We start from the raw sequence: 12,209 nt of genomic DNA on the forward strand, positions 1-12,209 counted from the left end.
AAACCATGATAAATAAAGATAACTAAACTTACAAAAGCCTAGAGAATTAAAACACTCAACATCTAAATCTAGGCATAGACTTTAATTCATACAAGTGGTTTTTGTTCACCATATCTAAAACACTATATAATTGAATGAGGTAACTATGAATTCTTCAGCAGCTTTAAAAGTTTATACACGTAATAATTTAGATGAATCTATCAAAGAAGCCACTGTAAAAATACTAAATCAAATTCTTGCCAATCTGATTGATCTATCACTACTCACCAAACAAGCACATTGGAACATGCGTGGCAGTAACTTCATTGCGGTTCATGAAATGTTAGATATGTTCCGTACCTCGATTATTACCCACTTGGATAATGTGGCGGAACGAGCAGTTCAAATCGGTGGTACAGCGCTAGGGACAACCCAAACTGTTGCAGAAAGTTCACATTTGAAAGCCTACCCTGTTGCAATCCATGCAGTTCAAGATCATTTAAAAGAACTAGCTGATCGTTACGGTATTGTTGCCAATCATTTACGTGACACGATTGATGAGATCAAAGATCCAATTTCTGAAGATATTATTCATGCCGCTTTAGAAGATTTAGATCAATATTTATGGTTCCTAGAAGCCAATATTGACCAAAATTAATCAGAAATCACCCAATAAAAAGAGGACTATTAAGTCCTCTTTTTATTGCTGTTTTAATTAGGGTTTAACCACAACCAATACTTGAATGGCTTCTGGTGTTACCGACAAGCCATCCAATAGACCTAAACCTTCTTTCTGGAACTTCTGTAGACGTTCGATTTCATCTTGACGAATACTTGGGTTAAATTGTTTGAGATAGCTTAAACGGTCAATTTCATACTGCCATTTGCCACTGTAATGCTCTTTGGCTTGTTGCATCAATTCTGGCAAAGAAGTCTTGGCAATATCCAAAGCTTGTGCATAACGTGTCTCAATCACATCACGACGCGCTTTCACCACTTGACGGCAGCTATTACCATCTAAGTGATGCAAATATGGACGTAAAATGCTTGGATCGATCTTAGCTGACAAGTCCTGACCATTTTCACTGAGTAATACGCGAATCAATTGCTTTGGTAAGCTTGAAGGTAGGTTCAATGCTTTCGGTGCAACTACATCAACTTTAAACCACACTTCGAGTAACACCGAACCTTGTTTCAACGCATTTGATTTCAACAATGCCACGTTGGTACTACCGAATGATTGGGTGCGGATCATTTCCATTACACTTTCAATAAATGGATGTTCCAAGGTCAAATATTGAGCATCTTCACGGATTTGTGCCTGATCACGATAGAAAGTCGCTGTCATTCCCTCTTCATCTAAGGTAATGCCTTGAACTTGCATTTGATCAGTTGGTTTGATAATCACCGTACCATTGCTTTGCTCATCAAAATCAATATTGGTTGATGACATAAAACGTTTTACAAACATTGGCAAGGTGGTGTTGTCATCATAATCTTCAAGCGCTTGTACAATACCCTGAGCCACAACAGGACGGCAAGAGTTGTACTCAAGTAGGCGATCACGCCCTGCTTGGAGTTCAGCTTCCAAAGCTTGACGCTGAACATTCACTTCTTCAAGTAAATCTTCAAAGGTCTGACCTTGATCTGCCAACAAGCAATCTTTCAGTTCAACAATAAAATTCTCTTGTAGCGTTTGCGCCGTAGGAGAAATACTGCTGAAAATATTGAGTGCTTCGTTGTACCAACGGAACATACGTTCTTGTGCTGTACCCATTAAGTAAGGTACATGAATTTGAATACGGTTTTCTTGACCAATACGATCTAAACGACCAATACGTTGTTCTAATACGTCAGGGTTAGCAGGTAGATCGAATAAAATCAAATCACTGGCAAACTGGAAGTTACGCCCTTCCGAACCAATTTCAGAACAAAGAAGAATTTGAGCACCATAACTGTCTTCAGCAAAATAAGCTGCTGCTTGGTCACGCTCTAATAAGCTCATCCCTTCATGGAACATGGCTGTACGAATGCCAGCATGTAAACGTAAGACATTTTCCAATGCTTCGACCACTGGACCACTACGCGCAATCAATAACACTTTTTTGTGTTTTAAATCTTTGCGTAGAACTTCCATCAACCAAGGTACACGCGGATCATTTTCCATCCATGCGCCATCAAGTTGACCTTCTTCTGGCCACATTTGCTCACGCATTTTGCCATCAAATGACCAGCTTTCTGGTGCTGGTAAAGGTGCTGGCTGGCAATCACGACCAGGGAAACCTTGGATTGCTTCACGCGTATTACGGAATAATATACGACCTGTACCATGACGGTCTAATAATTCATGAATCGCACGCATACGATGTTCAGGCTGATCATCAATTCGATGACCCAATAAGCCTTCAAGTGCTGCTAAATGTTCTTCTGTTAATGCATCATCAGACATCAACACTTCTGCAATTTTTGCAGTCTGTTGATATTGTTCTTCTTCATCAAGGAAACGGTCAAGGCTGCTGAAACGTTGCGGATCGAGCAAACGAAGACGAGCAAAATGACTTTCAACACCCAATTGTTCAGGTGTTGCAGTAAGAAGCAACACACCCGCAGTTTGTTCAGCTAATTCTTCGACAAGATCATAACGATCATTACCGCCTTCTTCTTCACTCCACATTAAGTGATGTGCTTCATCGACAACCAGTAAATCAAAACCTGCTTCGACAGCTTGCTCACGTAAATCTTCATGGTCAACCATCAAATCGACACTGGCAATAATACATTGCTCAGTTAAGAATGGATTGAGATCAGGATCATGCTCTTTGATCGAAGCAGTACGGGTTAAATCGAATAGAGAAAATTGCAAATTGAAACGGCGACGCATTTCAATCATCCACTGATATTGCAGTGAATCAGGTACTAAAATCAGAATACGTTCTGAACGACCTGTTTTAAGTTGTTGATGAATAATCAAACCAGCTTCAATGGTTTTACCTAAACCAACTTCATCAGCCAATAAAACACGTGGTGCAAAGCGTTTACCGACTTCATGTGCGATATAAAGCTGATGTGGAATCAAACCAACACGCGCGCCAAGGAAACCACGTAAAGGACTGGTATGCATTTGCGCTTGTAATAACATCGCTTCAATACGTAGGTCATACCACTCTTTATAATCGACTTGGCTAGCCAACAGACGCTCTAAAGGTTTTGACAGCTGAATTTGTGCACCAATACGAGTTTCATTGAGAGACTTACGCTCTTCTTCACCATTTTCTAGTGTACGAAAAACATCGTAACGCAGTACGCCATGACGATCTTCAATCGCTTCAACGATCCATTTCGTACCCTCTTGATCCTGTACTTCATCTTTCACATTAAAGATGATACGAGATAGAGGTGCATTGTTACGTGCGTAGACACGAGTTTCATCACTTTTAGGGAATAAAATACTGATAGAACGTTCATCTACATCAATAAGAACACCTAAACCGAGTTCAGTTTCTGTATCTGATAACCAACGTTGACCAATAGCAAACGGCTGCAATTTATTCCACCTTTTCTCATGTTAGCCCACATATTGTATGCTTTAAACTGACGAAAGTTTAAGCTACTTTATGTAGTTTTAAATTTGGTATTCACAAGCAATTAGTCTCGTAAACAACCCTAATATTTTGACATAAAGCTGACTGAAATAGCGTGCTTTATATCTCTTAAATAAAAAAATACGATTAAAAAGGGACAGCACAATCAAATGATAGTTGTACGCCCGTTTTAGGATGAGTGAAGCTAAGTTGAGTAGCGTGTAAACACAAACGATCATAAAGCTGCTGTTGTTCTTGGGTTGCATATAAAGTATCCCCCAAAATCGGACAACCTAAATGTTGCATATGCACACGAAGCTGATGAGAACGACCAGTAATCGGAATCAATTTAACGCGCGTAACCGCTTGTCCTTGAATTTCTAAATGTTCAGTTGCGTGCCATTCTGTTAATGCAGGCTTGTGATGCGATGCATCAACGATATGAAGTGGTGGACGGCTTGGATCATATATCACAGGAATATCGATAACTCCCTGACCTTCTAAATGTCCTGCAACCAAAGCTTGATAAATTTTTGATGTTTGACGATCTTGAAATTGACGTGAAATATTGCTCTGTCCAAATTTGGATAAGCCAAAGACCAAAATACCCGAAGTATCACGATCTAAACGATGAATGAGTAATGTTTTAGGTTCTAATTTTAATAAACGATTGATCAAGCAATCTTGTAAATCAGGTGTTTTGCCCGGTACAGTGAGTAAGCCTGCTGGTTTATGGATGACCATAAAATCTTCATCACGATGAATCAAATGTTCACTTAGAAAATCATTCAAGGTAGCCTTCCAACGACTGGATGAAAACAAGCGGGCAATCATAAAAAGCTTAGCGCTGAATTACAATGCATGACACGTATTTTTACTAATTTTTTTCGTGTTTCTCTCGATATTTCATCCAGAAGCGAATTTAAACGATGATTTAGGTCTGTTGCTCTAGAAATTGTTGAATCGCATGCTGGGCAATTTCTGCATCTTGAAAAGATTGCACACCTGAAACACCAACAGCTCCGACAACCTGCCCTTGATAGACAATGGGCTCACCACCTTCCAACATACCTTTTGCTGCATTTATCGTTAAAAAGCCGATCTTACCATCTCGAATCATATCTTCCGATGCCTTAGTTGCTCTTCGGCTGACCGCAGCAGAATATGCTTTTTCTTGGCAAATCTCAGTCGATAATACTGATGCGCCATCCATACGCTTCATCATTAATAACGTTCCACCGTCATCGACAACTGCAATGCTGACATTAAAGCTATGCACTGTTGCATATTGCAAGGCTGCGTCAACTAGAATTTCCACATCAGCAGATGTTAAATAATGTTTAGTTTTCATGTTTTACTCCATTCCTATGGGTTTCTTATAGAAAGCTTTTAGATATGATACAACTGCAATCTACAGCCTACGCAAGTCCAAAGCACAGCCTAAGACCAACGCAAATATAGTTTACTATTCAATCATTATTTTACCTTGCGGTACAGTAAAGATTGTTTATCTTTAGTGCTATTCATAGCTAAGATTTATTATATAAATAGATAGAAACTTCGTAAGATTCCGTTACGCTGAAGCGCTATTGTTAAACCTGTTAAGTTCTCTATTCAGCTCAAGTAAAATGCGTCCATAAAAAAAGCCCGAATAAATCGGGCTTTTATATACATTACAGGGTTATTTCATTTCTGCAAAAGTTTCTTTTGCTGCCTGAATGGTCTCTGCAATATCTTGATCTGAATGCATAGACGAAATAAATCCAGCTTCAAATGCAGAAGGTGCCAAATACACGCCACGCTTTAACATGCCGTGGAAGAATTTCTTAAAGGCTTCAACATCACAAGCCAACATTGAATCAAAGCTGGTAATGTCCTCTTGATCTGTGAAATACAAACCAAACATGCCACCGACTTGCTGAGTTTTAAATGGAATACCCGCTTCGTCTGCCGCAGCTTGTAATCCAGCAAGTAATTTTGCGAGCTGTGCAGCCAGCTTGTCATAAAACTCTGGTTCGCGCAGATGCTTGAACATCGCAATACCTGCACGCATTGCCAATGGATTCCCTGACAATGTACCTGCTTGATAAACTCCACCTAAAGGCGCGATGCATTCCATGATTTCACGTTTACCGCCAAAAGCACCGACTGGTAAACCCGCACCAATAATTTTACCTAAGGTAGTTAAATCTGGTTTTACGTTATAGACTGATTGTGCGCCACCTAAAGCAACACGGAAACCCGTCATCACTTCATCAATAATAAAGACTGCTTTATATTCATCACAAACATCACGAATCGCTTGTAAGAAACCGTCAATTGGTGTCACTAAGTTCATATTACCTGCTACAGGCTCAATGATTACCCCAGCAATCTCATTCCCGAACTTGCTAAAACATTCTTTCAGCGCTTCGATATTATTATACGGTAGCGTTAAAGTGTGTTTGGCAAAATCAGCAGGTACACCTTTAGATGTTGGCTCACCTTCACCAAGCGTCAATAAACCCGACCCTGCTTTCACTAATAATGAATCTGAATGACCGTGGTAACAGCCTTCAAATTTAACGATCTTGTCACGACCTGTATAACCACGCGCTAAACGAATGGCAGTCATGGTCGCCTCAGTACCTGAACTGGTCATACGAACCATTTCAATTGAAGGCATGATCTCGCAAATTGTGTCTGCTAAAGTGGTTTCATATACCGTTGGCGCACCAAAACTTAAACCATCTTCCGCCGCAGTTTGTACTGCTTGGATAATATCTGGATGTGCATGACCTAAAATCATAGGTCCCCATGAACCTACGTAATCCACATATCGCTTACCGTCAACATCCCATAAATATGCACCTTTCGCCTTTTCAATAAAGACTGGTGTACCGCCAACGCCGTTAAATGCACGTACAGGTGAGTTCACGCCACCTGGTATATGTTTATTTGCTTGTTTAAATAACTGTTCTTGCTTTGGAGATAAACTCATAAAATGTTCAACCTAGAATCTAAAATGAGGAATTACAAACATTTGAAAAAATGCTTACAATTCCACAAGACGAATAAAAATTTACGCAAATAACTGTGCCCATGCTTCTACACGAGCAGGAATTTCGGCTGTTGATTTTCCTAATATATCACTAATGACCGCACAAAGGCTTGCCCCAGCCTCAATCACGACTTGAGAATTTTCTACAGTTAAACCACCAATGGCACAAATCGGCAAAACAAACTTTTGTTTCGCCTGTTTGATCACATCGATCCCAACATTACCCGCCTCAGGTTTAGTTGAAGTTGCATAGACAGCACCAAAGGCCACATAAGTTGCACCTTCAGAAATTGCCTTTTCTGCCAATTCTAATGAATTTAAGCAGGTACGTCCGATAATTACTCCTTGAGGCAAGCATGCAATGGCTTCCGTAATTTCACCATCAGACTGCCCTAGATGGACACCTAAACCAAATTGTTCTGCTAAAGCCAAATCATCATTAATCACTAATGGAGTTTGATACTTTTCAGAGAGTGCTTTGATCTGCTCTACTTCATTTGGCTGATCTGATTTAGCCACTTTCTTACGGCGATATTGCAGAATCGCAATCTGTCCTGTTGCCAAAGCAACTTCTAATTTTTCTAATAATAATTGGATTGGATCGTCATTGGTAATCAGGTATAAACCGCGCATGAAAATTTCGCTAAAAATATAATAGGTTCAGGGTATATTTTCTTAATTAGAAATTAAAGACAGAGAATGTATTTACATGATAAATAGCGAGACATTAGAACAAAAAAGCCACCATATGGCAGCTTTTTTAAATATCTAATTTTAATATAAAACTTACGATTCAATCTTATCGAACTTACGATCAATCAAACTTAGACGACCACGAACCACATCAGAAAACATACGCCAATCTGAAATAAAACTATAAAGTGGTTGTTTAAAACTTGCAGGCTTATTGTGTTCAAAGAAAAAGTGTCCAACCCATGCACATGCATAACCAGACAATAAGCCATAAGCCAAATATTTTGCTTTGCGCTGACGAATCGCTTTACTCCAAAAATACAAACCTAGTGTACTGCCTGCTACATGCAAACGTCGGCTCGCAATACTACGATGTTCGGTTAAATAAAAGCGGTAAAAATCATTATAGTCTTTAATTCGCAATGTGAATTCTACTGGCTTATCGATCTTAGCTGGTACATTCATGTGGATCATCCTAATCTTTTAAAACTATCCACAACTTAAAGTATTTTTTGCTCAAAATAAAGTCATTGTGAGCCATCCTTAACGAGACTTAAAAGATCTTTACAATAATTTCTGAGATCAACACGTTATACTCATTTTAGAATATTTACCTTATACGGTCAGGAGTTATAACATCATGGAAATAGAGCTTAAATTTCAGCTACCTGAATCTAAGAAAAAAAGTGTTCTACAATTTTTAAATAAACAATCAGCTCAAAAAATTCGTTTACAAGCAAAATACTATGATACTGCTGATCGTCTATTAGCAAAAAATTATGTGGCCATTCGTCTGCGTCAAGAAGGTGATCATTGGGTACAAACCTTTAAGGCAGCCAGTAAAAATCATTTGCAACGCATTGAAGAAGATATTTATTTAGGTAAATGCGAACAAGAGCCTGTATTGGACTTATCACTTTATAAGAATAATCAAACCGTTCAACGTGTACTACGTGATGTGTTAGGTGATTCATCTGCTGAACTACTGCTTCAATTCCAAACAGATGTGCAACGTACATTTCATGTGTTTGAATTTGGGAGTTCGCAAATCGAAGTCTGTTTAGATGATGGTGAAATTCGCACCCCTACTGATCAAGCCAAAATATGTGAAGTTGAATTTGAACTAAAACAAGGTTCACCCCAAGACCTAATTACATTTGCAAATACATGGGTGAAGAAATACCAATTATGGCTAGATGTTCGCAGTAAGGCTGAACGTGGTAATTTGCTTGCAGTAGCTAAACGTGTCTCTCCAGCCACTAAAGCAAAAACGCTCAAATTAGAATCGGATATTCGTGCTGATCAAGCAATCAAACAAATTGTCGAAAATACGTTAAATCATATTTTACCTAATGCAGCAGCGATTGCTGATGGTGTTGCAGAAGCAGATCATATTCATCAAGCACGGGTGGGAATAAGACGTTTGCGCTCAGCATTAAAACATTTTTCAAACTGGTCAACCCAAGTTGATGAGTCTTGGGAAAGTCATTTAGCTGAAATTTTTAGAGCTTTGGGCGATTCGCGTGACAATGATGCAATTCAAGATTCAGTCATTCCTTTAATTCAGAAAGTTTGTGATTTTGTATTCAAGCTTCCAACGTCAGATGAAACTAACATTGCCCAGATTTTCAGTCGTACTCAAACCACTGAGCTATTTTTATCATTACTCAACTTTAGCTATAGTGAATCTGAATCAAAGTCTAAAGTCACTAAACAAGCCGCGAAAAGCTTAACCAAGCTCTATCAAAAAATCCTCAAGGATGCAGAACATTTTTCATCACTTGCTTTAGAAGAACAACATCGTACTCGTAAAAGAGTAAAACAATTGCGTTATTGCATCGACTTTATTTCTGATCTTTATCCTGAAAAAGAGGTTCAACAATTCTTAAATAAATTGCAGCCAATTCAGGAATATTTAGGTTTTTATAATGATTTATTTGTCGCTGAACAGATTTTTGAACAGCAGTCAGAAAAACAACCTCAATTTTTATTTGCTTTAGGTTGGGTTAAGGCACAACAGCCACACGTTGCTAAGAAAGCGAATAAAAAGCTTCAGACCCTATCTGCTCAGGACGCTTTTTGGGATAAGGATTGATTGCTCCGCAAGGGAAAATTACCTCACTCTGTTATCGTTCTGGCGGCATGAATGCCGCCGTTAAGCTGTGGCATCAAGGATGTGCCATCAGCTTAACAGAAGGTTTTTTTACTTTTGCCCAGTCAAAAGTAAGGCACCACCTATACAAAAGGTATTCGGTTATTCATAATTTTTGAGGTCTTGCTCACCTTAACGAAAAATGAAAATGAATTCTTTAGCAGGCAGATAATATCTTCATATTTTGCTTAAATCATTTACCGATACTTCCCAAAAATCTTCCATGTTCCATTATCCGCAATCGGATCACTATAACTGTCATTACGCTGCTTACGTGGTTTATCACGTGCATCCACCAATTTAAAATGTGGCTCAACACTTAAAATGACGGCATTCATATAAAAACGGGTACGCGTATATTCACTTTGTCCATGCTGAAACACGTAAGTGCGTAAATCAATAAACTCACGATGAGCCACCAAAGCAGCAGTGTCATCACTCCCTAACCATTCTTGCATCGCAAAAATCTGATCTGTATCAAATTGCCCACACTTTTCGACCAGCGCAGCAACTCCACAAAAAGTTTTAGATTCTTTGGCACGGGTTTTATTGATTCGAATACGATCGACGTGAAAGAAAAACAATGGCAGATTCAAATGACTCGGAAGATGAATTGCATCTACAGGCTCATCTTCCATAAAGGGTTGACATAACTGCTGTGCCCTTTCAATTAATGGCTCCCATTGACGATAATATTCATCAACCTGATCCTTTAGACCATAATAAATCGGTAAATCTTCAACATGTTCCAAATATTGAGGTGGATAAATATGTTGACGAAGTAAAGCGATATCTGTTTTTAAGCTTTGAATCGCGATTGCATCTTGCATGATAATTATTCGAATTGCTTAGGCTATTTTAGATTAAGGCAAAGGTTTAGTTTCGACAAGGCTTTGACTATAATAAGACGTCTTATTTTTGTTGGAAAATGATCATGTCTCAAAAAATCAACGCCACCGATGTGACGGAAGAAGAAGCGTTAAATGCCGTATTTTTTGAGCGTGCTGATGAATTTATCAAACAAGCCAATGAGTTTTGTCGTCCACCAAAAGGTAAACAAGCCAAGCCTGAAGAGTTGCGTGCCCAAGTCAGTGCCGCAATGTTATTTGCAACAGCTCGTTTTAATACATGGGTTGCTGCAAATAATTTTAAAGATGGTAATGAAATGCGTGATGCTAAAGAGCAAGTCATGTCTTATTTGCTTCAACAGTTTCAAATGATGTTAGAAGATAATTTTGACGAATATTGTGAACAATTTGAGAATTATTTACGCTTCCGTAAAAATGAAGATTTTCATACCCATAAACACGATCACTAAACCAATCACAATTAGAGCTATTATTTAAATAACAATAGCTCTAATTCATTATTCTCTAAACGTTTCCCATGTTTCAAATGCATGTTTGCGATAAAGCTTTAACTCAGAAAACTGAGGAATAATCGCTTCGCTTTGCGTCGGTCTTAAAAACACAAAATCATCGACTTGAATATCGCAATCCTTCGGTACATTGACCAATTCCTGATTACTGCTGCGTCCATACAATACATGAGTATGCGCTTGATGAGGATAAACATAATTTGCTAACCAATAGCCACCGTAAATAAACAGTGCCTTACATTTATGTGGCAATTTATCCAATAAAGCCATAGAAGGAAGTTGAGTAAATGGCAGTATTTTTAATACAGGCGCAGCAATCCATAACGCAGGTTGCAATGCCCTTAAAAATTCACTGTCAAAATCACTTGGTTTCAAGAGTATTGAACCAAAGGACAAATCATTACATACACTTTTAGTTGTATGATGACTAAAGGTTGGACTACCACCACCATTAAAGCAAAGCTCATCCCTCCACAGCGTTGGGAACTGCTGTTTAATTAGCTTTTGGTAATCGGCATAGGTCTGCTGCGAGCTTTGATAAGCCAATTCAGGCTTTTTGATGATGGCTGGAATTTTACTGACATGTGCATCATAGCCCATCAAACCAGAAAGCTTTAAATACTGTGGATACTGTTGAATCAACTTTAATATTTCGACCATTTGAGCTGCCGATTGCACGCCACCACGATGTAAACCCACATCAATTTCAATATTCACATCCAAACATAGCGAATAGAGCTGTGCAATCTCCAAATATTGCTGTAAGCGTTGCTTGCTATCAATCAGCCACTGAATTTTAGCATTCGCCCATTCTGCATGCTGTTCAAAAAATTGACGAACCGCTTGGGCAGGCATCGGTTTGCCTAACAGGATATCGGCTTCAGCAAAATTTTCTAAGATTGAAATGATATGTGGTTGGTGGAACACCATAAAACTTTGCGTATTCAGTTGTTCAGATAACAATTTGAGTAAATCTAGGCTCGCTAATGACTTCACCACCAAGCGTGCCTTTAAATGTTTGGCATGAGCAAGTCGAATCTGAACATGCTGGATATTTTGTTTTAACGCTGCTTCATCGATAATGAGTTGCGGAGTGGCAATCCCCTGTTTTTTCAGGTCGAGATTGAGTTGTTTAAAATAATGACCCAACATGGCTATACCTTTTTATTTAATCGTGATCCTAAAAACTATCTTATACGAGGGAATGTCATCTACAACCTGAGCAAGCCAAAGCGACTAAAGCTTTGGCAAAACGCAAGAGTTTAAATACATCTTGCAAAGCTTGAAATGCTTCTCAAGACGAAACCAAAGTAAATCTAACCGAAAGCTTCACCCTTAATTGGATGGCAATTCGATATGATTCTGATAAGTACTTCCAACTCATAA

At 38.7% G+C, this 12,209-nt stretch carries 11 protein-coding genes; 3 read left to right on the top strand and 8 right to left on the bottom strand.

The window, feature by feature from the left end; translation table 11 throughout:
• Window positions 1-145 precede the first annotated feature (145 nt).
• On the top strand, window positions 146-637 hold the full coding sequence (gene dps, locus F933_RS00185) for a DNA starvation/stationary phase protection protein Dps (RefSeq protein ID WP_005057291.1): 492 nt from the start codon (window positions 146-148) through the stop codon (window positions 635-637).
• 57 nt (window positions 638-694) lie between these two features.
• Here the strand turns inward: dps and rapA are convergent, their stop codons facing one another.
• The 6 genes from rapA to F933_RS00215 form a co-directional block, all read right to left on the bottom strand.
• Window positions 695-3,523 carry an RNA polymerase-associated protein RapA gene (gene rapA, locus F933_RS00190; RefSeq protein WP_005057293.1) on the bottom strand — a complete coding sequence of 943 codons (2,829 nt, stop codon included), beginning with the start codon at window positions 3,521-3,523 and terminating at the stop codon, window positions 695-697.
• Window positions 3,524-3,707: 184 nt separating this feature from the next.
• On the bottom strand, window positions 3,708-4,352 hold the full coding sequence (locus F933_RS00195; RefSeq protein WP_171065915.1) for an RluA family pseudouridine synthase: 645 nt from the start codon (window positions 4,350-4,352) through the stop codon (window positions 3,708-3,710).
• Between the two features lie 142 nt (window positions 4,353-4,494).
• Window positions 4,495-4,911, bottom strand: a complete 417-nt coding sequence (locus F933_RS00200; protein WP_005057298.1) for a GlcG/HbpS family heme-binding protein — start codon at window positions 4,909-4,911, stop codon at window positions 4,495-4,497.
• A 330-nt stretch (window positions 4,912-5,241) separates the two neighbouring features.
• The gene (hemL, locus tag F933_RS00205; protein ID WP_005057302.1) at window positions 5,242-6,540 is read right to left on the bottom strand and encodes a glutamate-1-semialdehyde 2,1-aminomutase; all 1,299 of its coding nucleotides are present in this window, start codon (window positions 6,538-6,540) and stop codon (window positions 5,242-5,244) included.
• 81 nt (window positions 6,541-6,621) lie between these two features.
• Window positions 6,622-7,233, bottom strand: a complete 612-nt coding sequence (gene thiE, locus F933_RS00210; protein ID WP_005057304.1) for a thiamine phosphate synthase — start codon at window positions 7,231-7,233, stop codon at window positions 6,622-6,624.
• Between the two features lie 153 nt (window positions 7,234-7,386).
• Window positions 7,387-7,758 carry an Mpo1-like protein gene (locus tag F933_RS00215; protein WP_005057307.1) on the bottom strand — a complete coding sequence of 124 codons (372 nt, stop codon included), beginning with the start codon at window positions 7,756-7,758 and terminating at the stop codon, window positions 7,387-7,389.
• Window positions 7,759-7,933: 175 nt separating this feature from the next.
• On the opposite strand from F933_RS00215, the gene F933_RS00220 reads away from it, so the two are divergent.
• Window positions 7,934-9,388: a CYTH and CHAD domain-containing protein gene (locus F933_RS00220; protein WP_005057308.1), complete on the top strand. Its 1,455-nt coding sequence runs from the start codon at window positions 7,934-7,936 to the stop codon at window positions 9,386-9,388.
• A gap of 254 nt (window positions 9,389-9,642) precedes the next feature.
• On the opposite strand, the gene F933_RS00225 is transcribed toward F933_RS00220, so the two are convergent.
• The gene (locus tag F933_RS00225) at window positions 9,643-10,275 is read right to left on the bottom strand and encodes a hypothetical protein (protein ID WP_005057310.1); all 633 of its coding nucleotides are present in this window, start codon (window positions 10,273-10,275) and stop codon (window positions 9,643-9,645) included.
• 104 nt (window positions 10,276-10,379) lie between these two features.
• Between F933_RS00225 and F933_RS00230 the strand changes: the two genes are divergently transcribed.
• Window positions 10,380-10,763 carry a DUF3144 domain-containing protein gene (locus F933_RS00230; RefSeq protein ID WP_005056283.1) on the top strand — a complete coding sequence of 128 codons (384 nt, stop codon included), beginning with the start codon at window positions 10,380-10,382 and terminating at the stop codon, window positions 10,761-10,763.
• Between the two features lie 48 nt (window positions 10,764-10,811).
• Here F933_RS00230 and F933_RS00235 read toward each other — a convergent pair whose 3' ends face one another.
• Window positions 10,812-11,975, bottom strand: coding sequence for an alanine racemase (locus tag F933_RS00235; protein WP_005057312.1), 1,164 nt, complete (start codon window positions 11,973-11,975; stop codon window positions 10,812-10,814).
• Window positions 11,976-12,209 lie beyond the last annotated feature (234 nt).

It is taken from the genome of Acinetobacter beijerinckii CIP 110307, from assembly GCF_000369005.1.
Lineage (GTDB): Bacteria > Pseudomonadota > Gammaproteobacteria > Pseudomonadales > Moraxellaceae > Acinetobacter > Acinetobacter beijerinckii.